15 protein-coding genes and 1 pseudogene are annotated in these 26,011 nt (G+C 62.6%); 3 read left to right on the forward strand and 13 right to left on the reverse strand.

What is annotated here, in order from left to right; translation table 11 throughout:
* Positions 1–70: 70 nt before the first annotated feature.
* The 5 genes and pseudogenes from NLM27_RS21295 to NLM27_RS21315 all read right to left on the reverse strand — a co-directional run bounded on the left by NLM27_RS21295 (position 71) and on the right by NLM27_RS21315 (position 6,285).
* Positions 71–1,999 (reverse strand): alkyl/aryl-sulfatase, encoded by a 1,929-nt coding sequence (locus tag NLM27_RS21295; protein ID WP_254145177.1) that lies wholly within the window; start codon positions 1,997–1,999, stop codon positions 71–73.
* A gap of 172 nt (positions 2,000–2,171) precedes the next feature.
* A complete protein-coding gene (locus tag NLM27_RS43785; RefSeq protein WP_254148891.1) occupies positions 2,172–3,452 on the reverse strand; it encodes a TRAP transporter large permease subunit in 1,281 nt (426 codons plus the stop codon).
* Positions 3,453–3,671: 219 nt separating this feature from the next.
* A pseudogene (locus tag NLM27_RS43790) lies at positions 3,672–4,196 on the reverse strand (TRAP transporter small permease); the annotation flags it as partial.
* Positions 4,197–4,301: 105 nt separating this feature from the next.
* Positions 4,302–5,303 (reverse strand): DctP family TRAP transporter solute-binding subunit, encoded by a 1,002-nt coding sequence (locus NLM27_RS21310; RefSeq protein WP_254145178.1) that lies wholly within the window; start codon positions 5,301–5,303, stop codon positions 4,302–4,304.
* 211 nt (positions 5,304–5,514) lie between these two features.
* The gene (locus NLM27_RS21315) at positions 5,515–6,285 is read right to left on the reverse strand and encodes a methyltransferase domain-containing protein (RefSeq protein WP_254145179.1); all 771 of its coding nucleotides are present in this window, start codon (positions 6,283–6,285) and stop codon (positions 5,515–5,517) included.
* Positions 6,286–6,429: 144 nt separating this feature from the next.
* Between NLM27_RS21315 and NLM27_RS21320 the strand changes: the two genes are divergently transcribed.
* Positions 6,430–7,173 (forward strand): SDR family NAD(P)-dependent oxidoreductase, encoded by a 744-nt coding sequence (locus NLM27_RS21320; protein ID WP_254148892.1) that lies wholly within the window; start codon positions 6,430–6,432, stop codon positions 7,171–7,173.
* A 91-nt stretch (positions 7,174–7,264) separates the two neighbouring features.
* Here NLM27_RS21320 and NLM27_RS21325 read toward each other — a convergent pair whose 3' ends face one another.
* The 5 genes from NLM27_RS21325 to NLM27_RS21345 form a co-directional block, all read right to left on the reverse strand.
* Positions 7,265–8,230 carry an ABC transporter substrate-binding protein gene (locus NLM27_RS21325; RefSeq protein WP_254145180.1) on the reverse strand — a complete coding sequence of 322 codons (966 nt, stop codon included), beginning with the start codon at positions 8,228–8,230 and terminating at the stop codon, positions 7,265–7,267.
* A 54-nt stretch (positions 8,231–8,284) separates the two neighbouring features.
* Positions 8,285–8,902, reverse strand: coding sequence for a DsrE family protein (locus NLM27_RS21330; protein ID WP_254145181.1), 618 nt, complete (start codon positions 8,900–8,902; stop codon positions 8,285–8,287).
* Positions 8,903–8,926: 24 nt separating this feature from the next.
* A complete protein-coding gene (locus NLM27_RS21335; protein ID WP_254145182.1) occupies positions 8,927–9,556 on the reverse strand; it encodes a hypothetical protein in 630 nt (209 codons plus the stop codon).
* Positions 9,553–10,596, reverse strand: a complete 1,044-nt coding sequence (locus NLM27_RS21340; protein WP_254145183.1) for a TAXI family TRAP transporter solute-binding subunit — start codon at positions 10,594–10,596, stop codon at positions 9,553–9,555. Before NLM27_RS21340 ends, NLM27_RS21335 begins: the two co-directional genes overlap by 4 nt.
* Before the next feature lie 63 nt (positions 10,597–10,659).
* The gene (locus tag NLM27_RS21345) at positions 10,660–12,288 is read right to left on the reverse strand and encodes a hypothetical protein (RefSeq protein WP_254145184.1); all 1,629 of its coding nucleotides are present in this window, start codon (positions 12,286–12,288) and stop codon (positions 10,660–10,662) included.
* A 647-nt stretch (positions 12,289–12,935) separates the two neighbouring features.
* Here NLM27_RS21345 and NLM27_RS21355 point away from each other — a divergent pair.
* Positions 12,936–15,992, forward strand: a complete 3,057-nt coding sequence (locus NLM27_RS21355) for an AAA family ATPase (protein WP_254145185.1) — start codon at positions 12,936–12,938, stop codon at positions 15,990–15,992.
* On the opposite strand, the gene NLM27_RS21360 is transcribed toward NLM27_RS21355, so the two are convergent.
* Complete coding sequence (locus NLM27_RS21360; RefSeq protein ID WP_254145186.1) at positions 15,993–20,705, reverse strand: Dyp-type peroxidase domain-containing protein; 4,713 nt, start codon at positions 20,703–20,705, stop codon at positions 15,993–15,995.
* A 399-nt stretch (positions 20,706–21,104) separates the two neighbouring features.
* On the reverse strand, positions 21,105–22,166 hold the full coding sequence (locus NLM27_RS21365; protein WP_254145187.1) for an isocitrate/isopropylmalate dehydrogenase family protein: 1,062 nt from the start codon (positions 22,164–22,166) through the stop codon (positions 21,105–21,107).
* Between the two features lie 196 nt (positions 22,167–22,362).
* Here NLM27_RS21365 and NLM27_RS21370 point away from each other — a divergent pair, with 196 nt between their 5' ends.
* Positions 22,363–23,751 (forward strand): MFS transporter, encoded by a 1,389-nt coding sequence (locus NLM27_RS21370; RefSeq protein WP_254145188.1) that lies wholly within the window; start codon positions 22,363–22,365, stop codon positions 23,749–23,751.
* 28 nt (positions 23,752–23,779) lie between these two features.
* Here the strand turns inward: NLM27_RS21370 and NLM27_RS21375 are convergent, their stop codons facing one another.
* A complete protein-coding gene (locus NLM27_RS21375; protein WP_254145189.1) occupies positions 23,780–25,975 on the reverse strand; it encodes a hypothetical protein in 2,196 nt (731 codons plus the stop codon).
* Positions 25,976–26,011: the final 36 nt, after the last annotated feature.

Below are 26,011 nucleotides of genomic sequence, written 5' to 3' on the forward strand. Positions count from 1 at the left end.
ATCCAGGCTGCCTCTCCGGAAAAACTCTGGATTGCTTCGCTGCGCTCGCAATGACGGAGATGGCGGCGCCCTACGCGACCCCCGCCCGCTTCGGCTCGATGATCTCGAACATGCGCGGGAATTCGTCCATCAGGCCCATCAGCTCTGCAAGCTTGATCGGATTGCCCGATAGCTCGACCTTGCCGGCGGCCACCGCTTCCGGAAAACTCGTCAGCTTCGCGATCACCTCATCGAGCGTTGCTCGCGCCAGCGTAAAGCTTGCGTCCGCATCCTCCGCCTGCACGCCCTCCGTATAGGTCAGCGCACAGTTCTCCAGATTGAGCGCGAACGTCTCGCCGGTGTCGGAAAAGCCCCAGTTCAGCACGATGCGCTTGCCTTCCGCCTTCGGACCGTTGAGGCGGATGCCGAGCACGTCCCAGAGCTGCCCGGTGCGCAGCGCGGCCAGCGTCTCCCGCGGCATCGGCGGGCGCGGCGGCGCCTTCGGCATGCCCCGGCGCAATTCCTGCGCGCCGAACAGATAGGCATTGCGCCAGGTCGCACTCTCGGCGGCATAGCCGAGTTGCTCGAGCGTATCCGCCAGCAGCCCGCGCGCCGCCTGATTGTCCGGCTCGGCGAAGACGAGGTGGCCGAGCGCTTGCGCGACAAAGCGAAACTCGCCCTTGTCGAAGTCCGTGCGCGCCCGCGTCAGGATGGCGTCTGCGCCACCCATGTACTCGACATATTTCCTGCCGGACTCGACCGGCGGCAGCGGATCGAGATTGACCGGATTGGCATCGTACCAGCCGAGGTACTTTTGGTAGATCGCCTTCACATTGTGCCGGATATGGCCGTAATAGCCGCGGCCATGCCAGGCACCTTCCAGGCTCTTCGGCAACTGGATCGTCTCGGCGATCTCGGCCGCGGTGAGGCCGTGGTTCATCAAGCGGATGGTCTGGTCATGCGCGAACTTGTAGAGGTCGCGCTGCTGCCGGATCATCGTGCCGATCCGCTCGCGCCCCCATACCGGCCAGTGATGCTGGCCGCACATCGCCTCCGCCTTGCCGTCCCAGAGAAGCAGGGCCTCACCCAGATACTTAGACCAGGCCAGCGCGTCGCGCACATCGGCGCCGCGGAACGGCAGCAGATTGTGAAAATTGTGCGTGCAGTTCTCGGCGAGGTTCAACAGCTTGTAGCGCGGAATGAAGAAGTGCATCTCCGCCGGCGCCTCGCTGTTCGGCGCCATCTGGAATTCGAACTCGACGCCGTCGATCAGGCGCCTGTCGCCGGTCGCCATGATCAAATCGGTCGGGCGCAGCAGTGCCACCGATCCCGCTGCCATCGACTTGCCGAGCCCGCAATCCACCTGTCCGCGCACACCCTTGGCGAGGAACGGGCCGAACTGGTATTGCGCCCGCCGCAGCATCGCCGGCCCCGCGATGATATTCTCGGAGACGGCGTGCTCCATGAACAGGTTCGGCGCGATGATCGGCACGCGGCCAGTTGCGAGCGCATCCTCCTCCAACACGCCGCGCGCGCCGCCCCAATGGTCCGTATGCGTGTGGGTAAAGATGACGGCCGCGACCGGCCGCGGGCCCCGGTGCTTGAAGTAGAGATCCAGCGCGGCGCGTGCGCCCTCGATCGAGGTCAGGGTGTCCACGACGATGACGCCGCTGTCGCCCTCGATCAGCGTCATATTGGCGATGTCGAGCCCGCGCACCTGATAGACGCCGGGCACGACCTCGAACAGGCCGTGATGCATGTTGAGCCGCGACTGCCGCCAGAGGCTCGGATTGACGGTCGCCGGCGCCTGTTCATCCGCGAGGAAGCCGTAGGGCTCGAGGCTCCAGACCGTCCTTCCCTGCGGATTCAAGATCGTCGCATTCTCGATGGTGCCGAGGAAGCCGCGCGCGGCATCGTCGAAATCCCGCGTGTCGGAAAACGGCAGCGCGTTCAGCATCGCCTCTTGCTGCGCAATGACGGATGCCGTGGCCTCCTTCGGCTCGCTGCTGGGTTCTGTCATGTTGCTTCCTCCCGGCCTGTCGCGCGGCATCTAACCGCATCTCGCAGGTGATTGCCATCGGTGGCGAGCCGTAGCCCGGACGGAGCGAAGCGTAATCCGGGAAAGTCGTCGTGATGTGAGAAAAACCCGGATTACGCTTGCGCTCTATCCGGGCTACGACGTGCCCTTGCCGCTACATCCCCAGCAGCCTCGGCAGCCACAATGACAGACCCGGCCAGTACGTCACCACCACCAGGAATCCCAGCATCGTCAAGAGCCACGGCCACACCGCGACTGTGAGCTCGGTGATACCCATCTTGGCGATGCCTGATGCAACGTACAGGTTGAGGCCGACGGGTGGATGGCACAGCCCGACCTCCATATTGACCGTCATCAGGATGCCGAAATGGATCGGGTCGATGCCGAGCTTGACTGCGACCGGAAACAGGATCGGCGCCATGATCAGGATGATCGAGGACGGCTCCATCACGTTGCCCGCCACCAGCAGCAGCAGGTTGACCAGGAGCAGGAAGCCGATCCAGCCCAAGCCCAGGTCGATCATCCATTGCGCCAGCGCTTGCGGCACGTTCTCATACGTCATCAGGAACGAGAACAGGACCGCGTTGGTGATGATGTAGAGCAGCATCGCCGAAAGGTTCGCCGATGACAGCAGCACCCGTGGCACGTCGCGCAGCTTCAGATCCTTGTAGATGAACACTGCGACGATGAAGGCGTAGACCGCGCTGACGGCGGCAGCTTCCGTCGGCGTGAACAGGCCGGTGTAGATGCCGCCGAGCACGATCACGATCAGCAGAATGCCCCATATCGACTTACGGAACGCATCGAAGCGCTCGCCGAAAGTTGCCTTCCGCATCCTTGGATAGTCGTTGCGCCAGGCGCGATAGAACGTCGTTGCGCCGAGCAGCGTGGCCAGCACAAGCCCCGGCACGATGCCCGCGATGAACAGCTTGCCCACCGAGGTGTTTGTGGAGACGGCGTAGAGAACCATCGGGATCGACGGCGGAATGAGAATCCCGAGCGAGCCTGATGTCGTGATCACCCCTGCCCCGAACCGCTTCGGAAACCCTTGCGCGACCATCGCAGGCAGGATCACTGAACCGATCGCCACCACGGTCGCCGGCGAGGAGCCGGAAATCGCCGCGAATAGCGCGCAGGCGACCACGCCCGACAGAGCGAGGCCGCCGTACCAATGGCCGACCAGCGAGGTCGCGAAGGTGATCATCCGGCGCGCCACGCCGCCATGGGTCAGGAAGTTGCCGGCAAGGATGAAGAACGGGATCGCCATGATCTCGAAATTCTCGATGCCGGTGAACAGCTTCAGCGCCACCGATTCCGTGCGCACGTCGGTCAGCGTGAACATGAAGCTGAGCACGGTCAGACCGAGCGCGATCGAGATCGGCATGCCCGTCAGCATCAACGAGAGCAGTAGTGCGAAAACGATGAGGACGCGCAGGCCTTGCGGCAAGGTGATGACGTGGCCCGCATGCGCGAAACATACGGCGACGATCAGCACTGGCACCAACATCAGGATCCAGCCGAGCGGGCTGCGCTCGTCGCGGACGACCTGGCTGGGTGTGACCGGGGCCGGATGCACCGGATCGGCCTCGACGCCCTCGACGTCGGCCACGTCGTGATGCGGCAGCTCGCCGGTGCGGTAGAACGACCAGGCGACCTGGAGGAAGCGGAAGCACATCAAGCCGGAGCCGAGCGGGATGGTGAGATACACCATCCACATCGGCGCTTCGAGGTCATTGGATTGCTGGCCGGTCTGCCACATCTGGCTGACGAACGCGGCGCCGAAATAGCCCACGATGGCGGTGAAGAGCGCGCCGCACAGGAGCCCGAAGGTGATGACGCGGCGGCGCGATCCGCCCGGAAGGATGTTGACGAGCACGTCGACGCCGACATGGATGCCGGTGCGCACGCCATAGGCCGCGCCGAACTTCGCCATCCAGATGAACATGTAGATGCAGAGCTCTTGCGCCCAGGACAGATCGAGCGCGGCAAGCCAGACGAACGTCGCGCGCGCGGGGACGGCGAGGAAAGCCAGGTTGCGCGCTTCCGCCCATCTGGCGATGTCGATGGAAAGTCCGGCGCCGTAGCGATGCAGCACCGCGACGAAGATCAGCGACGTTGCAGCCGCGATCAACGTCGCGATCAGCCATTCCTCGAGATGATTGAGGAAACGATTCAGCACACGCAGCAACTTGGTCCCCCAGTATTGGCTCGTCCATTCAAGAGCGAAACGGCCGGGAGTGCGATCACCCCCGACCGTTGATATTGTTCGTATAGGGCGCGGTCGTCAGTTCATCTTGACGTCGAGTTCCTTGGCGACGAGATCGAGCACCTCCTGCCCGACCCGGCCCTTCGCCCATTTGTAGGTCGGCTGCATCGCCTCCTGCCATGCCTTGCGGTCGGCGTCAGTCAGATAATGCAGCGTGGTCTTGCCCGTCTTCTTGATCTGCGCCAGCGCGTCCTCGTTCTCCTGATGCGCAATCTGATTGGTGTAGTCGGTCGCCTCGTTCATTGCCTTTTCGAGCTGGGTGCGGATATCAGGCGGCAGGCCCGACCAGAATTTCGAGTTGACGATGACGGCATATTGCAGATGCGCGTGATAGGACACGGTGATGTCCTTCTGCACTTCGTAGAACTTCTGCGTCAAATAGTTGGACGCCGTGTTCTCGCAGCCGTCGACCACGCCGGTCTGGAGCGCCTGGTAGACTTCGGAGAACGCCATGATCTGGGGGATCGATCCGATCAGGCGGAAATACTGATCGGCAACCTTCGATCCCGAGATGCGGAACTTGAGGCCCTGGAAATCGGTCGGCTTCATCAGCGGGCGATTGGCGGAGACCATGTGGAAGCCGTTGTCCCAATAAACGAGCCCGGTGATGCCCTTGGCCTCGAGCTTCTGGAACAGCCACTTGCCGATCGTGCCCTTCATCGCGTTGGAATAGGTCGCATCATCCTTGAACAACCAGGGCAGGTCGAGCGCCTCGAACTCCTTGATGCCGAGCGGCGCGAATTTCGCGGTCGAAGGCGCGAGCATCTGCACCGAGCCGAGCTGAAGCGCCTCGATCTCCTCCTTGTCCTTGTAGAGCGTGGAGTTCGGGTAGACTTCGACCTTGACCTTGCCGTCGGTGTATTTCTCGGCGAGCTCCTTGAACTTCATCGCGCCCTTGCCCTTCGGGGTGTCGTTGGCGACGACGTGGCTGAACTTGATGACGATCGGATTCTGGGCCTGGGCAATAGCGGGGGCCAACAGAATAGCCGTGGCGGCGACTGCAAGAAGCAGTTTGCGCATGAAGTAACCTCCCAACAACCTCTGAAACCGGGTTCTTTTTGTTTTGCAGCCCGATTTTGCACGTCAGTAGTGGCAGCAATCCGCCACGCGAACAACTAGACCTAAGCCCAATTTGCCGCAGCCAAGCTATCTTGGCGACGACCGGATGCGCAACCCGGAAGCCGCTCCTGTCCAAGGGAACGAGCATCCATATCGCGTTGCGGCAGTGCAATCAGCCCTTGCGCTGGGCGACCATGAAGAGACGCCGGAACGGGAACAGCGTCTGCCCCGCCGCATTCTTCGGATAGGCCTTTGCGACGCGCGTCCCATAGGCCGCTTCGAACGCGGCCTTCTCATCGCCCTGCAAGACATCGAGATAGCGCGTCAGCCAGGTCCCCTTGGTCCATTCCTTCACGGGATTGTCGCCTTCGAGCACTTGCAGATATTCGGTCTCCCAGATGTCGATATTGGCCGACAGCGGTGCGAGAAGGTCGTGATAAAAGGCCGGCCCTTCGACCGGCGGTGGGGTGACGAGGTGCTCGACCTTGGATCGCCAAGGACCGTTCAGGGCCGTCTCGCCGATCAGCACATGCGAAGGGGCCAGAAAATTGCGCGGCATCTGCACGGCGAGCATGCCGCCGGGCGTCACCTTCTCCATCACCGACGGAAACAGTGCCGCATGATTGGGCAGCCAGTGCAGTGCGGCATTGGAATAGACGACATCGTATTGCTGCGCGGGGCGCCAGCGGCCGAGGTCCTCATGCGACCATTCCACGTCCGGCGCCGCCTTGCGGCCCGCCGCGACCATCTCGGCCGAACCCTCGACGCCCGTCACCGTCGCCTCTGGCCAGCGCTCCTTGATCAGCTTGGTGACGTTGCCGGCACCGGCGCCAAGATCGGCGACCGTACGCGGGCCAAAATCCGGAATCCGCATCAACAGATCGACGGCGGGCCGAAGCCGATGCCCGGAGAACTTCAGATATTGCTGCGGATCCCAAACCATCGCTCGCGCCTTTTCTTTTTCGTGTTTCCTTCGCCGAAGCACTTGGTTACCACTGCTCGTCCCGGTCGGGCAAATCACCCCGGCAGGGACAAGGCAGGAAACGAACCGCAACAAGCAAAAAAGCAAACAAGAGAGCGTGTGACCATGGACCTCGGGCTCAAATCGAAAACCGCTGTCGTCACCGGCGCAAGCATCGGCATCGGCCGCGCCATCGCCAAGGGCCTCGCAGCCGAAGGCGTGCGCGTCGTCGGCGTTGCGCGGCGCACCGACCTGCTCGCCGAACTCGTGAAAGAGGTCGGCTCCGGATTGATCACGCCGTTCGAGCAGGATGTGATGGCCAAGGACGCCGCGGAGAAGATCGCGACATTCGCGCTGAAGGAGCTCGGCCACGTCGACATCCTCATCAACAATGCCGGCGGCAGCCGCCCCCTCCCCGTCGATGCGCCCGACAGCAAATGGGACGAGGCGATCGCGCTCAACTTCACCAGCTACCGCCGCATCGCGCACGCGCTGCTGCCGCAGATGATCGAACGCAAATGGGGCCGCATCGTCAACATCACCGGCAAGTCCGAGCCGGAAGGCCTGAACGCCGCGTTCGCCGCCAAGGCGGCCGTGCACGCCTGGGCCAAGGGCCTGTCGCGCGAGATCGGCGAGCACGGCATCACCATCAACTGCATCCCGCCCGGCCGCATCATGAGCGAGCAGATCCGCCGCAACTATGCGCCAGACTATCGCGAGCGCTTTGCGGAGGAAGAGATTCCGGTCGGCTATTGGGGCGAGCCAGAAGACCTCGCGGCGCTCGCGGTGTTTCTGGCCTCACCGGTGGCACGCTACATCACGGGCACGGTGATCCCGGTGGATGGGGGATTGCGGAGGTATCAGTTCTAAGGCGTCGGCTCCTGAATCCGGTCAGCCCGCGACAGCATGCCGTGTCCGCTCTGCTCTCGCGAAGGCCGGAGCCGGTCTTCGCGTTGATCTTCTATTCTATGATCTCGTCTGCCATCACCAGGACCCGCTCTGGGATCACCAAATTCATCTCCTTCGCGGTTTTCAAGTTGACGGCAAAGACAAACTTCGTTGGCTGCTCAACGGGCATCTCCGCCGGATTCCCGCCTTTGAGAAGACGCTCTACGTAATAGGCTGCACGGACAAATATGCTTGGAACATGAGGTCCATACGACATGAGGCCGCCGCGCGGAATGTACGTATTGACCTGATACACGGCAGGCAAATGATACTTCATCGCAAGTGAAGGCAAGTTCGGTCGTGGCGGATCAGCGAGGACGTACGCTACGTCACAGTTCGCTTCCCTCATGCCAGAAAACGCCTTCTCTATGTCCTCCGGATTTGGAGCTACGAAGCTTTCGGCGGCGATACCGATCGCGTTGGCTGCGCGAATTGCAGTCGCGGCGAGTGGCGGATGTGTGGGATTGGCGGAGCTGAGTATGCCGATCTTTCGCGCCCCCGGAAAAACCAGGCGAACGATGTCCAACGTCTTAGCCGTGAGATCGTCGAACATATTGGCGATACCCGTGATGTTGCCTCCGGGATGCGAAAAGGATTTCACGAATCCTGAGCCAATCGGATCGGTTGACGGCGCCATTACGATCGGAATTGTCGCCGTCAGTTTCTGAGCCGCGGCGACGGCAGGTGTCGCCTCGGCGATGATCACATCAGGGTCAAGCGCGATCACCTCTGAAAGCAGCCTGGGTAACTCGGCATAGTGTCCTTTCGCTTCGCGAAAATCGATGATCAGGTTCTTGCCCTCAACGTAACCATCACTCCGTAGCGTGTCCCTGATCCAGCCCTGGATTGCGCTTCCTGCGCCGGAGGTCACCAAAGCGACGCGCTTCGGCCGGGCGGTCTCGGCCAGGACGCGTCCCGCCATCCCGCAGAGAGCAATGCTCCCTGCCAGGAACTCCCGACGTGTCGCGGCCCATCGCATGAAATGACCCCAATCGACTTCGAGCCAATATCGTCTCCGCCTTGCCGGCTGACTTCACGGTTTGACGTAACTCCAGCCTTGCTCCTGCAGCTCGATGACGCGGACGACACCGGACTTAACGACCGTTGCCTGTGGGATCAAGTTGATGTCCTTGTTCTCCGCCTTGCGCATGTTTTCCTGGGTGTTGCCGCAGGCCTTGAAGGAGATTTCGGGATGGCTCATCGCGAGCACCTCGATGCGCGGCTTTACCGGCGAAGTATCGTCGCGCAGCATGTGAAGGCCGGGACCAAAGGTGACGACCTCGATCGACACGGGTTCGCCGAGGTCGCGGTAGTATTGGGCGACGTTGGTCGCATTGTTGAGTGCGAGGTTCATCATCGCTGGTTCGTTCGAATTGACCTGCAGTATCAGCTGATGCGGCTTCTTGACGATCCCGGGTTTCGCCGCCTGGGCCATCGCTGCCCGGTTCGCAAGGTCCTGCTTGTTCGTGCGCTTCTGCGCCGGCTTGCTCGCCTGCTTATGTCGACCCGAATGTTTCTGGTTGCTCGCCTCACTCTTCTCGCTCGCCTGCGGGACCAACAGGTTGCCTTGCTCCGCCCGCGCGTTTGGTCCGACCAGAATCAGCATCGCTACGCCGCTGATGACTGCCATCGCCAATTTCGGATTGATCATCTCGTGTCTCCCGTTCCCTGACCATCACCTTTCCGGTCTGGCGACGGCATGTGGCCATTTGCATGCAGCCCCCATTTTTTCGCGCACGTTCTTGAATCCGTTGAGCGGAAACTGTCCCTCCTGCACCGCGCCCGTGCGGGTGGAAAGACGCACAACGATGTGACCGTCGTCGGGTAGCGATCTCAGCAACTGCACGACGTCCCCCCCGAAAGCCACGCCGGAGCCGAACGACGGCGAGGCCGCCGTGAGTTGCATTGGCGGCTCCGCATTGAGCCGAAAGGAGATGGCGTATTCATTGGCACTGCGTGACACCGTCGGTCCTCCGACGACGACTTCCGTGCGGCCTTTGCGGCAGTGGATTGCGAGTTGCATCGCGGCGCCGTCCGAGCTGCTGACGGAGGACGCGATGGCGACGACGACCGGCAGATAATCCACAGGCGAGGTCGTCTCGCTGACCATCCAGCCATCATCTGCCCCCCGCCGACCGGGCGGTGGGATCTTGCGTGACAAATCTTGCAGACATTCCAGCCGGGCTGCTCCCGTCATGGCCGAACAAGCCCGAAGTGTTTCCATGGGATCATTCGCGCTTTGCGCGTAGGCAATTCCGCAGGCAACATTGAAGGCGACAGCGAGCGGTGGAACCGCAGTCTTCATGGCCGCGCCTGCGCGCTGCGCGCCTTGCTATCCAACCATTCCTGCGCGGCTTGGAAGCGGGTGAGCCCGGGGACGGTCGCGGCGAGATTGATCGACCGCCATTTCGGATCGAAGCCCGGTGCCTGCAGACGGTCAACGCGCGAGAACAGGTAATCGACAAGGCGCGCCACGCGCTGATAGCGATTCGAACGTGACGGCCAGTTGAAGGCAACGAGAGCTGTCGGCACGGCGATGGTCGAGACCCGCTCACCCTGCTTGATCAGATTGGGATACTCGGTGGCGTCCAGGGTCGCGGGCAGATAATAGTCCTCGAACTTCCTGTCGTAAGCCACCGGCAGAAATTTGAATCCCGTCTCCCAGCGGCCGCGTACAAAGGCATCGACGGGTTTCGACGTGATGAACACGACGGCCGACATCTCGCCTTTGCGCATCTGTTCCAGGGCAACCTGGTGCGGAATGAATGTCTTTTCGACATCGATGCCGAGACGGCTGAAGATCAGCGGTCCCGAATACGCCGCTGCGGTACCCTGGGTATTGAAGTTCACCTTCTTGCCGGCAAGATCCTGCAGGCTGGTGATCTCGGGCCGCACGAAAATGTGCAGCTCGGACGGGAAGAGATTGAGCAGGTACGTGATGCGACTTTGGATCTGCGGCACCTGAATCTTGTATTCATCGAGCGCGTCGGAATTGATGATGGCGGTATCGACACCACGCAAATAAAGCAACGCATTGAGATTGTCGGTGGCCCCCCGCGTGACGATCGGCAGAAGATGCATATCTGCGCCATCGTCGACGACGCGGGCCATTTCCGCGGCAAGGCGGATCGGTGCGCCCTCGAGCAGACCGCCGGCCAGCCCGACGGTCCAGGCGTTCATCCGGTCCTTTTCCTTCTCCTGCGGGAGGGGTCGCCGAACGAGCTGCGCATCGGCCTTGGCATTCCTCGCGGTTTGGGCTTCCAGGGAAGCCGTCTGAAGCATCATCGCGACCGGCATCAACCCGGCGAGCAGCAACAACGAGAGTGACTTTGGCAGCTTGTTCATGTCGTCCCCTTCTCGATCAGCCAGCGCAACCTTTCGTCCCGCAGGACGGCAACACGTCCATTCTCAGCGATGCAGCGCATCGAGCCGTTCCTTGGCGCCGGGAATTCCGCCCCTTTGCGCCTTCGCGTAGAGCTCTCGCGCCTTGGCCGCTTCACCGCGCGTTCCATAGGTCCCCCAGGCGGACAGAACCGCGGGATCATATGTCTCCGCGAGCATGAAGCTTGCCTGCGCAATGCCCTTCTCGGCCGCGAGCTCGAGTACAATCCGCGCCGCACCAATATTTCCCTGATCGAGCAACGCCCTGGCGCGCGGGATCAATCGGGCCTCCGCCTCGATCTGGTTTGCGGCTGTCGGCGTCTCCGCGACAGTCACGTCCACGTGCTGCGTCGTCGGCAAGATCGCGCCTTGGAATGTTTGCCCCATCGTGAGGCGTACATTGGCAAGGCTCCATGCCGATGCGCGGTCTCTTTCCCGAGCTTCGCTTCTGCTCCGCTCCCGTTGCAGCGACTGCCGCAGTTCGGCAATCTCCCGGCTCGCGGCCTCTCTCTGCTGCGAGATCGCCTCGTTCGCCTCGCGCAATTGCGCGTTCCGGGTTTCGATCTCATGGCGCGCTTCGGCAAGGTCCCTCGCCAGCGCGGCCGCATGTGCCTGGGTCTCTTCGAGAGCGCGGCGTTGTTGTTCGTCATTGGCCGCCGCCGCTTTGGCCTCGGCGACGAGGTCGGCGTTCTTCTGCTGGGCATCCTGCAAGGACTGCCGCAGCTCCGCGGTTACCCGCTCCGCCGCCTCGCGTTGCTCCGCGGCTGCAGCTGAAGCTTCCGATCCGCGAGGCATTGCGGCAAGTTCGCTCGCGAGTGCGGCAGCACGTGATTGCGCCTCCTGGCGTTGCTGCTCGGCGCTCGCCGATGCGGCCTGCGCGGCGTTGGCCTGCCTCACGAGGAGGGCGCTCCTTTGCCGCTCCTGCTGCAGAGACTGCTGAAGTTCTGCGATCTCCGCCGCCGCCGCATCTCGCTGCTGCGCGGCCACATCGTCCGCGTTGCGCGATTGTGCGGTACGGGTGTCGATCTCGCCGCGGGCTCCGGCAAGGTCGTTCGCGAGCTCGACGCCGCGGGCCTGCTCCTGTTGGAGGGATTTCCGCAGCTCCTCCGCGGCCACTTCCGCCGTGCGCGTCCGCTGGACCGCCTCGTCAAGCTCCTTGCGCGCCTCGACCAACTCATTGGCGAGTGCTGCACTGCGCGGAGCGTCTTCGTCCAGCCGCCGCTGGACTCGCACCACGCTTGCCGGTTCCGCTTCCACCAGGGCTCCGGTCGCTTCGCGCTGAAAGACTGCCGGCGATCCGGTCGTGATGTCAGGCCGCTGATCGAGGCTGAGGGCGCGCTCGCCACCGGCGCGCGTCACTTCCGGACGGGGCTGCGCGTCGAATGGCCTGAGCACACCGAGCAGGGAAGCCCCGACGAAGATGGCGGAGATCAGAATTGCAGCCGCCACGAACGAACTGCCCGATCGTTCGTCCCCTGGATCGACATCCTCGGTTGCGAGGTACCAATGGATGGGCGCACCGTTGATTGGTGAGCCGTCCTGCCAGACCCATTTGCCCGCCTCGGGTGACCAGTGGCCGACCTCGACAGCACCGGTCGCATCTTCCAGCCAGATGTCGTCTCCATTCTTCGGTGCAGTATCAATCGGTCGGCGCATGTATCACGCCTCTCTTGATAGCAGCTCCAATGGAACGGATGGCCCAGCCTGTTCGCATGGTTGCAATACTCGACAAGAACACGCATAGATCGAAACGACGTCAGGGCGGCGCGCGCCTCGAATATTTAATTTATTGAATATATAATTTCATATAAAATTAACCCTTTGCAAAGTCAAATTAAATCGTCCGGTGTCGGCGCAGCCGGCACCGGGGAGCGTCCCCGAAATCGGCCCAAGTTGGGTCAGTGCCGGTGGCAGACGGAGCATGCAGGGCCCGTTCATCGCTCCGCTTCGAGAGGCTGCGATTTGCTCACTGCGCGGGCAAGCTGGTCAGCGCCTCTTCGTTTTGGGCGCTGCAGGCGGCGTCGGCATCACCGCCGTTCAAGTTGAAAGTTGCTGGGCGCACGCGTGATCGCGGCGGCATCGACCGAAGACAACCGCAGGTTTGCGATCAGGTTCGGCGCGGACGCCGCTCTGGACGATACGGCTGAGGTGAAGCGACGAACTCAATGAGTTGACAGGCGGTCACGGCGCCTGATGCATCGACATCGCTATGGGCTTCGACAACTCAAACATGTATTATGGCGGCAGTGGCCGGTGCGGATCCGCCGTGCCTGGCCTTCACAGGCGAGCCGGGGTTCACCACGATGGACAAGCAGCCCCTGGAAGCCGCGAACGGCGCACGCCATCGTTTGACGGTGCTCTTCTCAGATCTGGCCGGCTCCACTGTTTTAGGCAGGGAAATGGAGGCTGAGCATTATGCCGAACTCTTGAGCCAGTTGCGAGATATCTGGCGTCGGTCAGCAGCCAAGCATGGCGGCCGCGTGATCAGAACGCAGGGTGACGGCGCTCTTATCATCTTTGGTTACCCCCTATCCAGCGAGGATGACGGCCGGCGAGCGGCAGAGGCAGCCCTCGACATCCACGAATGGGTTGGCCAGATACGGCACGACGCCTTGCCCGTTTCTTCTCTGCCGTTGCAAATGCACTCGGGGATTCATGCAGGCACGTTGCTACTCACGGAAGGCGATATCGAGTCCGGTCGGCTGGATCTGATCGGCGATGTGGTCAACACAGCGGCCCATTTGTCGCATCATGCCGCTGCCGGCCAGATACTTACCAGTCTAGGCGCGCTTGGCCGATATGAGAATTTCTTCAGGCTCGAGCAGCACAAGGCGGATTTCGGTATCGCGCTTGGAGTCCAGAACGTACGCGTCATCGGCGGACGAAGTCCAACCCTAGGGAGCTTCGAGGAAGCCACTGCTCGCGGCTTGACGCCCTTCATAGGGCGCGAAGTGATCATGGGCCTCTTGTTGGATTTCCTCGAAGCAAGACAGCCAAACCCGGCACGTTGCGCCGTAGTCGTCGGTCGCCCCGGCCTCGGCAAGACGCGCCTGCTCGAGAACATCCTACGACAGTATGACGGCAGAGCCACCACGCTGTTGCGCGGCAGTTGCGAGAGCTATCTCGGGGCCGAGGTCTTGCAGCCCTTCCTGCAGATATTGCGGGCTTTGCTCCGAGCACAAGCGGAAAAGCCGGTAGCCGGGGCGACAAAATCCGTCCGGGATGTGCTGCAGCCTGCCCTGGCAGAATTAGGCCCGCGCGCCGAAACCATCCTTGGCCTGATATCGGATAATGCCGAAGGCGCCGGTAGCCGCTTCGCCGCCGGTCTCTTGATCGGCGATCTCACGGCGTTCTTTACCGCCATCGCAGCCAAGCACCCCGTGGTGCTCGTGATCGATGATTGGCAGTGGGCCGATGACGCGAGCCGCCAGTTGCTGGAAGCGTTGCTACGGGCACCCCATGGTCCTCGTGTTCTTCTGGCCAGCCGTCCCCGCGAAGACGGCACTGCCTGGATTTCCGGCGCACTGCATCTCACGTTGGAGCCGTTCAAGGGATCCGAAACGGACCTCGCCGCGCGGCGCTGGTTGCCCCAGGCCGACCCCTTCCTGATTGCCCGAATTCACGACTATGCAGGTGGCGTGCCGCTGTTCATTGAAGAACTCTGCCATTCGGTCTCTGCCGGAAACCTCGACTCATGGGAGGGCCGCGGTACGCAAGGCTGGGTCGGCACACTGGTGGCCTCGCGCCTCGATCGCCTACCGCCAGCGCAGGTGGAAGTCGTGCGTGCAGCGGCGGTCATAGGCAACGCCGTGCCGTTCGGATTGCTGGTTTCAGCTTGCGGCGGCGCACCCGATGAGACGACGTTGAGAGCGTTGGCGGACGCGGATTTTCTTTATGTTGACCCGGCGGGCACCGGACTTCGCTTCAAGCACGGCATCACCCGGGACGCCGTGTATGATACCATCGGCCTGCGCCAACGGCGCGCTTTGCATGAACGCATCGAAGCCGCGCTTCTGGCGCGCTCCGAACAAGCCGATCGCGAAGACACGTTCGAAGCCCTGGCCTACCACTCTCGCGGCGCGGGCCACTGGGAAAGCGCAGCTCATTACGCCGAACGCGCCGGTGACAAGGCCATGGCCGCGTTCGCGCTGGACCGCGCGCGCGAACAGTACCTCGTCGCCATGGAGACGCTGGACCGCGTGTCCAATCGCACCCGCGCCCAGTCTTTGCGCTGGTGCCTTTTGGTCAACAAGCTGGGTATGGCCAGCATTTTCGATCCGCTTTCGTTGACGGGCGACCTCACCAATTTCGAACAAGCAGTGAAGCTGGCGCACTCGCTCGGCGACCCGAACACGATGTCGCGCGCACATTACTGGCTCGGATACATGTGCTACGCCTTCGGACGCTTCCGGGAGGGCGAGCGCCACTCACGGCGCGGACTGGAGTTGGCGCACGAGGTCGGGGACGGGCGCTTGGCGGCTCAAATCGAAGCTTCACTGGGACAGGTACTCGCTGCCACCTGTCACTACGAAGAGGCGGTTGCGCTGCTGGACGCCGCCGTGTCAGCCAAGCAGCAGCGCAGCCGGTCGGGCGGCAGCATCGCCGTCGGCTCGGCCTACGCACTCTCGTGCAAGGCGAGCGTGCTCGCCGATCGAGGCGAATTCGAACATGCGGGTGTTTGCCTTGATGAGGCAATGAGCTTGCTCGGAGAATCGATGCATCCGGTGGCCAATTCCGTGCGCAATTGGGTGGCGGTCTCTCTGGTCTGGCAAGGACGCTGGGAGGAAGCAGAACGCGTCGCGGCCGAGAGCGCGCGAATTGCCGAGAATACTCATGCCCTGCTGCTTCTGGTCGTTTGTCGTGCGGCCGCCGGCTTTGCTCGTTGGGCGCGGACGAGGGAGCCGGCAGGTCTCCAACAACTGCGCGATGCGGTCCATTGGATAGAAGCGCGCGGTGGCAAATTCTACTCCTCCCTTTACTACGGCTGGCTGACCGAGGCCTGTGCCACGGAGGGCGACATCGTCAATGCAAGACGATACGCTGCTCACGTCTTGCGTCGCACGCACGAGGGCGAGCGGCTCGGCGAAGCGGCAACATGTCGAGCCCTGGCGCGACTGGCCGCGGCACGCAACGATTTCGCTACCGGCGAGCGCTGGATGCAGCGGGCAGACCGTTCCGCGAGGCTGCGCAACTCCCTGCGCGAAACCGCATTAAACCAAACTGTTTTGGCCGAAATCCAAGCTCGTCGGGGCAACGCCGAAAGGGCGCGCCTGACAATGACTGAGGCGGCCTCGAAGCTGCAGGCACTCGATATGTGCTGGCACGCGACGCAGGCGAATCGCTGGCTGGAATCCGGCTGATCAAGCGGTGATGACGAGCTCCCTCAGCTTCGCGGCGATCACCGCTGCCAGCACGTCGAAGCCCTCGTCGTTGGCATGCAGCTCGTTGTCCCAGAGCGTTGCGTAATTCGCCGGGTCTCCGAAGCGCTCGGCTAACTTCCCGGTCAGGTTGACGTGATAGATCTTTCGATGGTCATCCGCCAAACGCGCAATCATGTCGTTGAGCCGATTGATCAAGCGCCGCATGACCTCTCTGGCCCGTGTCAGATCCGCACTGCCGGTCGGGAAAGCGGGGATGTTGTAGCCGCGCTGGGCGAGGATGGGCTGAATCCACGGACCCGCAAAAACATGACCTCCGAAATCCAGGAGGGGGCGGCCGTCAGGGATCGGATGATCGTAGCCGTGAATCAGGATTGGAATGCTGGTGACCGACCGAACAGCGTCGATGATCTTCTCATAGTATCCGCGCAGTTCCATGTCGATGAATTTATGAACCTCTGTCTCGACAACCGCATCCGGGTCTGTTGACTGCGTCAACAACCTGTATAGCGGGGCCGGCTTCGGAGGATTCGCGAGCAGGTCCGGGGTGACCACGTCATTGCCGCCACCGCCGAGCAGCAACGCCCTCGGCGGATTGGCTCCCGGACTCAAAAGAAACGCTTTCACTTGGGCGAGATAGTCCTCGTCGGCCATTTGGGCCAGCCGCATGCCTGGGCTCGCGGCGTAATCTCCACCGACAAAACTGTATCCGAGTTTACGAAGGGAGGAAGCTAGATCACTCCAACGCTCGATGTCGCACAACCAGGAATCGCCTATCGTCATCAGCGGCGCCGCCAGGCTTCGGTTACGCTCGCCGCGCAACTGGAAAGCTTGAGCATCTCTGAAACGAGCAAGGCGCTGGGCTCGATACATGACATCGGCGCGGGTGCGGGCTGTGGTCGCAGGTCGATCCCCGCGGGGCTCGAAACGTCCATCCAGCGACAGCGTCAGCGGACCGGGCCCAGCCCGCAGCGGGAGTGGCGATTCCACCAGAGCGCTGAAAAAGCCCAGCATCACGGCCAGGGCCGGGTCTGCACCGGGGCAAGCATGTGTCGGATGCGAAGCCGCTCTGCGGTTTCCGCCAAACGACTGATAAAGCCCGGACGTTCCCTCCTGAAGACTTTGCTGAGTTGCGGAGATCGCGCTCAGGACGACGATCTCACCACGCGCAACGTTCACCCGATCGGGACCTTCGCCTATCGTGTGCGCGACCGCTGCGGTTCGCCACAGCACGTCGGGCGCCGTGCGCAGTTGCATCGCCGGGATGAAGTCGGCGCCGAGGCGGCTGCAGGCGTTCACGAAACCAGAGGCCTCGGATCCGCCAAGCCGCGCGCGCAGTTTCCACAGGTTGCCCTCGCGCAGCCACTCGTTCAGTATCCGCAGGACATTCCCGTTGACCGTAGGAACGAACCCGATCACGGCTCCGATAAGTGTGCGTGCCGCGAAATCGAGATCTCGGCCCGGTTCGGACTCCAGTATCGCTCGCGCTATGGGCGCATCGATGTGCGGATGAGCACGCAAGAAATCCTTCATCGCACCGCGCAGGAAGACGCCATGCTCCTCGCCGATCTCCTTCACTTCCTGCCCCGGGCGCGGCTGAAAGAAATAGCGCGAAGGCGCAATGAAATGACCAGGGTAGTTCGGCGGTTCACCAGGCTTCCAATCCCAGCGGAAACCACTGCGGAAGAAGAAATTGCCGTCCTGAGAAAGCCCGAACCAACTCTCGCAGAAATCGGCTAGCAGCGGGTCGACAAGCTCTCGCACGTCCAGCGTCAGGTCCCAGGTCGGTTCTCCGTCGTCCCTCGCGTAGTCCTTGGCCTCATCGACCAGCGCTTGCAGGGCAATCGCAGTTGACTCTCGTGCCTTCCTGAACGCCGCCTCCTTGTCGAGAGCCATGATGGCGCCGTTGCAGGCTGCGGAGTCGCGACTATAGGCCGGATCGTGAGCATCAAGCCCGAGATAAATCTCTCCAAACGATTCGTGCATGCGAGGCAGATAGCCGTTCACCGACAGGCTTCCGCTGGTGTTCAGCAACGCATCGTCGTAAAGCTTTCGCTCCGCGACGAGAACCCCAAACGGGGTTTTCAGCACGCCACCGTGACGCTCGCGAATCGCCGCCCAGATCGACGCTGTGGTGAAATCGGTGGCCACGTCGGGATCTTCGAGCGCCGTCTTCCAAGCGGTGATGGCCTCCTGCGCACCGAGGCGCTTTTCGATGCTCTGCAACCGGTTGATTTCTGCCTCGCCCTGCGCCGCACTCCAGGACACGGTCGATCGGCGGCCTGGGGTCTCGGCGGCGCGCTCTTGCAGCATCGAGAGCGCGGTCTTGGAGGGCGCGAACAAATAAGCTCCCCACTCCAGCCGGACGAACGGACGAGGTTCGTCGTGAAGCTTGTCGGATCCGTCAAGCGCGACTCGAACGGTCTTGCCCTGATCATCATAGCGAAAGTAACGGCGCCGGCCGGCTTCGGCCAAGCCTGTGAGCGGGTCGCTCGATCCCGAATACGACCCTGAACTGTTGCCGCCGCTAAGCCAGCGCTGCAGGAGCTCGAACTGCTCGCCGAGGCTGGAATTGTAGGCCATGAATATCAGGCCACGTTCCTGATCGAGACTTGCGGGGTCTGCCGCGTCGACCGCAGGTCCATAGGACATGCCGCGACGAACGATGCGCGGTGGCCGACTGCCTTTCGCAGGCATCGTGGTCCGCGGATTGGCCCGCCGAATGTGTGCATGGAGAGGACACTCCGCGCCCGATCGGTCGTTGTTGAAATGGAAATTGTTGGACTGGGGATCCACAGCATCCGCTAACGGCTGTCCGGCCTTCGGGGTGCCGCCGGGCCATCGGCCCATCATTTTCGCCTTCAACTGGTCACGGGTCTGCGGATGGCCAGCGGCTGTCGTGTCCGTCACGGCATCGCCAAGGCACTTGTCGAGCGCAGCAACGTCCTGGCGCAGCTTCCGTATCACGAGAAAGCTTCCGTCCTTGAGCAGCGCCCTGACACGATCCGGCCCTTCGGTTAAGGGGCTCACCTTGTCGGCGAGATTTGGATAGCCGCACAGCAGCTCGCCGAGATGGATTTGATTGGAGAAGCGATCGCCCGCCTTGCTCTTTTTCAGTACCGGGTCGGAATTGCTGTCGACGAAGCCGAAGTGCTCCTGAAACTCCCCCTTTTTATTGCGTTGCCGCTGCATCCACTGCAGCGACAACGGCTTGACGTTGGCCTGGTCGCCAACAAGATCTTCCATCGCTTCCATAAGCTTAGCTCTCGGCGCCATCGCCGAGACAGTGGACGTAGCTCGCAGCCTGACCTGCAACACCGCATGAACTGCGCTCAGGTCGATGCGCGGCGCCCGATCATTTTCACTGAGATCCCGCGCAGTCACCCCATCGTCCCAGTTCAGCGCCGGCAGTCGCCAACGCCTCGGATGGTTGGTTCGTAGATCGCCCAGGACGCCCGCCCGGCGCTCCATTCCTTGTACGAACTCTTCGGGAAGTTCGCGGACTTCGTCATCGGAAAGGCCGGCAGCACGCAAACCTTCGACTGTGAAAGCGATGTTGATCGCGATCCCGCCGGGCTTCACCTGGTCCGCCTCTGACGTGACGTGCAGCTTCTCCAGGAACTTGGCCAAACCTGTCGGCGAGGCAAATTGCACCAGTAGCAGACAGCCGTAATCGGAGTCGGGATAGCCTTGCAGAATGCCACCTTGCACATTGTCCGCATTCTGCAACGGCGGTTCGTCCGGCAATGGCAGAGGGAGAGACTTCCGCACGTCGGGCACGTCGGGAGCCCTCGCCAGCCAGCGCATGGCCTCCGGAAAGCGTTTGACGGCACGTTTGATGCCCAATTGATACGTGCTTGAATAAGCCAACATGCGGTCGAATTCCGGCAGTAACTCGTGCGCGGCGCGGTGCAGGATCACCCCATCCGGAGTGTTCGGCGGATACAGATCCACCAATCGATAGAGTCCGACGAGGGCACGGACGCCTTGACGGAACGGCGGCCGGCCGGCTTCCTCGACCCTCAGCGGCTTGCCAAATCCGGCATTGGTAGGATCGATGCCGGCCATGCCGTTAAATGCGAAGATGGATCGCTCGGCGATTTCTTCCGTTGTGGGAATCCTGATGCCCGTCACCCGGGGCTCGGCGGAATCGCCGGCTTCACGCCGATAAACTCGCTCCTCCATCTGAAGATAGCGGATATCGTCGACCGTCAGGCTCGGCTGGGCAGAGAGGAAATACGCATCACTCTGCGCTTGCTTGAGCCAAATTCCCCACTTTTCATAGCTGTTTTCGTAACCGAGAACGTAACCCTCGGTATTGCAGAAAACGAGATCGAGTAGCCGCGTGACCTTTTGCCAGATGATGCGGATATAGGACTCCCAGGCGCCGTCAAACGTCACCGTGAGCAGTACCTTGTCTTCGGGCTCCAGAGCACCGTCTTTGGATTCGAGGACGGCAATGCCGACAGAATGAATGCATCCGACGCGCTGGACTGCGTCAGACAAAATACGGGCAAGCTCATATTCGAAACCACCTACGCGGCCGGCTTGAAGCGTCCGCAATACGCGCTTGACGCGCGTCTTGTAAGTGACCGCATCAAGAGATGGAACCAACCCCTTTTTTATCGGTGCGAGAACCCTGAAATCGGATGTGCCGGCTAGGTTGCCCGTCTTGATCTGCAAATCTCTACGCATGTGATGCGCTTTCGTGAGAGGAAAAGCAGAATTGGAAAGTGAGCAGTATAGAACCGAGTTGCTGTTCGCGTCATGTGAAGTGGATCACAGGTGCCCGTTAAAATCGGCGGCCGCTGACCAGTCGACGTCACATCTGCCAAGCGCGCAACAAATGCCGCGCAATTCAGCTCCCTATCATGGAGCGGAGAGCGCGCGTTGGAATATACACGCCGGTCTCAAGATAGCATTTTGCCGGTGTTTTGCCCGACGTGTCAACGCGATCGCTGCAAGGAACGTCGTCGCGACGCGGTTCGAAAAACCCTTATCGATCAAGCCCATCTCTACTGTGCATGGGGTTGTTTTTCGACTTTTTGTTTTGGGCCCCAGGAAAAAAGCCGAGCGACAGGCGGCCGCATCACCTCACTCCGCCTGCAGGATCTCCGCGATCGCGGCCCCAGCCGCGATCGTGCCGAGCTTGCCGCCGACGTCGCGCGTCGCCCTGCCCTCGCCGATCGCCTTGGCCACTGCCGCTTCGATCGCACGTGCGGCCTCCTCATAGCGCACAGCCCCGCTCCTCTCGCCGTGCCAGGCCAGTAGCAAGGCCGTCGACAGGATCAGCGAGACTGGATTGGCGACGTCTTGCCCGGCGATGTCGGGCGCGGAGCCGTGCGCGGCCTGCGCCATGGCGTAAAGATCGCCGACATTGAGTGAGCCGCCGAGGCCGAGGCTGCCGGAGAGCTCGGCGGTGAGATCGGACAGGATGTCGCCGAACATGTTGGTGGCGACGATGACGTCGAAGCGATCGGGGTTGCGCACCACATGCGCCATCATGGCGTCGACCAGGATGTCATCGACGGTGAGACCGGGATACGCGTTCGCCGCCTCGCGGCAGATGTCGAGAAACATGCCGTCGCCGATCTTGAGCACATTGGCCTTGTGCACGATGGTCAGATGCCTGCGCCGCTTCATCGCGAGGCGGCAGGCGGCGTGCGCGATGCGCTCGCAGGACGCCCGCGTGATCCTTCGCAGCGAGATCGCGACGTCTGGTGTGACCAGCATCTCGCCGCTGCCCTGCTCCATGTTGCGGTCGGCGTAAAACCCTTCCGTGTTCTCGCGCACCACGACGAGATCGAAATGCCCGCATCGCCCGGGCCGGCCGGCATAGGTGCGCGCGGGCCTGACATTGGCATAGAGATCGAGGCTCTTGCGGAAATGCCTAGACGGATTGATCTCGCCATGCGCCTCGTCCTTGAAGTCGAAGGTGGCGGTCGGCCCCAGGATCAGGCCGTCGGCGGCGCGGACGATGTCGAGCAGTTCGGGGCGCACCGTCGTGCCTGATAGCTTCAGGCTAGCATGGCCGACCGCGTGCTCCTCGAGGCGCAGATCGAGCTGGAAGCGCTCGGAGGCCGCGCGCAGCACGCCCGATGTCGCGGACGTGATCTCGGGCCCGATGCCGTCACCGGGCAGAACGACGATTTGCATGGCGATCCCCTGAATTGCATCGGCCGGCGCGATCATACGCCAGCGCCCGGAATGATCGCCTGACCTTCGCGCATACACAGCATGCAAGCATATGCCTGTGGCCGGCGGCCCGGCCGTAGTACATGCCGAAAGCCCCTCAGCCACGCCGCCGGAGCAACGCGCAAGGCAATGACAATAAGGCCATGACAACAAGGCAATGACAATCACGTTACCTGCCGCCGCGCGCGAGCCCGACCACACCATGTCCGATGGCTTGCCGGCCGCGCAGCGGCGCTGGGCCATTGCCGCGATCTTCACCGCGCTGGCGATGGCCTCGCTCGACACCGCGATCGCCAACATCGCCCTGCCCGCCATTGCCGCCGATCTGCGTGTCACGCCGGAGCAGTCGGTCTGGGTCGTCAATGTCTACCAGATCGCGCTGGTGGCGACGCTGCTGCCGCTCGGGGCGCTGGGCGAGATCGTCGGGCACCAGCGCATCTATCTCGGCGGCCTGATCCTGTTCACCATCGCCTCGCTGCTCTGCGCGGTGGCGTGGTCGCTCGACAGCCTGCTCGTCGCGCGCACACTGCAGGGCCTCGGGGCCAGCGGCATCATGAGCGTCAATACGGCGCTGGTGCGCTTCGTCTATCCGGGCCGGATGCAGGGCCGCGGCTTCGGCCACAACGCGCTGGTGGTCGCGACCGCCTTCACCTTCGGGCCGTCCATTGCGTCGGCGATTCTCGCGCTCGGCCCGTGGCCGTGGCTGTTCGCCGTCAACATCCCGTTCGGCCTCGTCGCGATCGGCATCGGCTTTGCGATGCTGCCGAAGACGCCGCGCGCCGATCACGGTTTTGACTTTCTCGGCGCGCTCCTCGCCGCGGCCTGCCTTGGCCTGTTCATCACCGGCATCGGCAGTGCCGCGCATAATCTGTCGCCCGTTGTCGTGGGCATCGAGCTGGTCTCCGCTCTCGCGCTCGGAATCATCCAGACGCGCCGCCATGCCGACCATCCCGCGCCGATGCTGCCGATCGATCTGTTCAGCCGGCCGATGTTCGCGCTGTCGGCGGCAACGGCCGTGTGCTCCTTCGCCGTGCAGGGTCTCGCCTTCGTTTCGCTGCCGTTCTACTTCGAGGACGTGCTCGGGCGCTCGCAGGTCGAGACCGGTTTCTTCATGACGCCATGGCCGCTGGTGGTCGGCATCATGGCGCCGATCGCCGGGCGCCTCTCCGACCGCCACGCGGTCGGCCTGCTCGGCGGCATCGGCCTCGTGCTCCTCGGCCTTGGCATGGCGCTGCTCGCGATGCTGCCGGCCAACCCGGGCATTCCTGATATCGTCTGGCGGATCATGATCTGCGGCATGGGGTTCGGCTTCTTTCAAGCGCCGAACATGAAAGCGCTGATGTCAAGCGCGCCGCCGCATCGGAGCGGCAGCGCGTCGGGCATCGTCGCCACCGCGCGCCTGACCGGGCAGACCACGGGCGCGGCGCTCGCCGCAGCCTGCTTCGCGCTCGCGGGCCACGACGGCGCCACATTGGCGCTGGCGCTCGGCGCAGGCTTTGCCGCGCTCGGCAGCGTGATGAGCTTCCTGCGACTGGCGGTGAAGTAGCGCTTTCGCGCGCTTCATCAGCCAGCCTTCACAGAGCTTTCTGCACGATGGGACGACTCACGACTGCCGCAGCATCGAGTGGCTCGCATTTGATCGTCCGTGTCAGCCTTGGTGGCCCCTTCCAGCCCGCGGTATCGCTCACGGGCACAAACGTGCTTCCTTGCGGAGTCAGGATGATCGGCTCCGACTTCAGGCAGAGATCAGGAAATGCGATGCCGTGGCCGCCGCCTTTGGTGAATCGCCCGACCAGCATCTGGGATGCCTGCATCCTCGTCGCCGGCGACGCCCGCATGGTGCGGTCGGGGTCGAACGCACGGTAGCACGGCCAATCGGTATGGTTCGGTTCGAACTCATAGACGATCCGGCACGCCGCTCCGGCCGATTTCACGAACGGCGTATTCGAAGGCGCCGCGGCATCGCGTTCGAAAACCAGGGTCTGCAGCGTCAACGCTTCCGTCGTCGCACCGGACACGTCTGGCTTGCCCCGTTCGACCTCTATTTCCCCACGCGAGAACACCAGCTTGGTCCTGGGTCGTGCATCCCTGGTCTCCAGCACCAGCGTGGGCCTCTCCGCCCATGAGCGATCCAGGTCCACCTCACCGTTGCCCATCAGCAGCCGCACATTGCCGACGGAGGGGTTGTCCTTGGCGAAATCGATCATGCGAAGGTGCACGCTCGACTTCGACGCCGCGAGGCTCAGGAATCGCAGGTCGTCCGCCTTGCGCGTGAGCGGCATCATCGGATCGAAGCGATCGTCGATGTTGAACCGGACGATCTTCTTCAGCTTGGCCGAGAGAGGCCCTTTGGCGGCGAGCGGCGGTGCAACGTCGATCACGATCAGGGCGCCGCCGGGCGAAAAGGTATTGCCAAAGGCGCGCTGCCAGGCGGCGGTCAGCGGCGAGTCCGTCCGCTGTTCGATGTCCCGCGCGAAATAGATCTGCTGTCCGGGGCGAACCAGCGGAAAGTTCTGAAATGCGCCGAGCGCCGCGCCCTTGCGGACCTCCGGCTCAGGGAAGGTGACGCATTTGGACTGGTCGTCATGATCGGACTCCTCGACCTTCCTGGACGCAGAGCGCGAGCAGAAGCTCAGATGGTGCTCTGTCGTCTTCTGTGCGCTGATCGACGTCGCGTAGATGAGATCCGGACTTCCGGGTACCTCCATCGGAAGCGGAGAGGTCGCGAACATGTCGACCTCGACCCGGGTGAGCGACGGGCCCGCATCGCTAGAGCAGAGATCCCGGGTCGGCAAGGTGTTGGTGAGGAGCCGCGCCGCATCGGCGCCGACGATGCAGGATATGCTATTCTCCGGGTTGTTCCGGCTCATCCAGATCAGATGGTCCTTGCCCGCTCCATCGACCAGCAGATGCGGCGCCGCGTGCCGGCGGCGCGGCGGCAACCAGACCGGCATGGTTTCGGACAGCATGGGTTCGCGCTTGAGCAGCGCGTCCGGCAGCCGCGTCACGCCGACCGAGCGCAACTCGGCGCTGACGGCAGTGGGATCGGTGGTCCACTCGAGCACGGGAACACTCGCGCAGGTGATGCAGGTCACGGCCAGATTGGAGCGAAGGTTCTCGAACATGAGAATGACCTGATCAGGGTCATTGCCGTATTTGGCCGGCGCGACTGCCTTGAATGGATGATTGACCACACGGCTGACCAGAAATCCGTTCGACCGCGACGGGTCGGAGTCGAATTCGAAATAGGTCGACCGGTCCCAGCCGCGATAGGCGTCATACCCTCCGAGGTTCACACCTGCCAGAACCATCTTGGAGTCGGTTTGACAGCGCGCTGCGCTGCTCTCCTGAGTGCCGTTTCGTATGTAGACACAGAGTCGAAAAGCCGCATTCTGCAGAATGCGATCGCAATCGTTCTGGTTGTAGCCATAGGTCGCAAGGCCATGGCGATAGCACAGGTCGTGAAAGACGCAGGCCTGCCTGAAGCGCTGCAGGACGAGATGGCGCTTCTGGTTGGAATCCTTCCCGCCGTCGAACAATATGTTGGCCCAGGGCGGCAGGCTACAGTTCAAGCCCTCGCCGCTGCCGCCGATGGTGCTGACGACGTCCGGTGCCGATTGAAAGGCGGTGACGGTGGCGGGCATCTCACCATCGGTGATGTCGTCGACATTCTTGTAGATGGAATCGGTGATGAAGGAAGGCAGATACGTGAAGACCAGCACCGCCACGGCAATCAGCGGAATCGACCAGAGGACCACCTTCCTGAACATGGCTCACCCCCGCTCAAGCTGCCGTCAGTCGCAATG

It is taken from the genome of Bradyrhizobium sp. CCGB12, assembly GCF_024199845.1.
GTDB lineage: Bacteria > Pseudomonadota > Alphaproteobacteria > Rhizobiales > Xanthobacteraceae > Bradyrhizobium.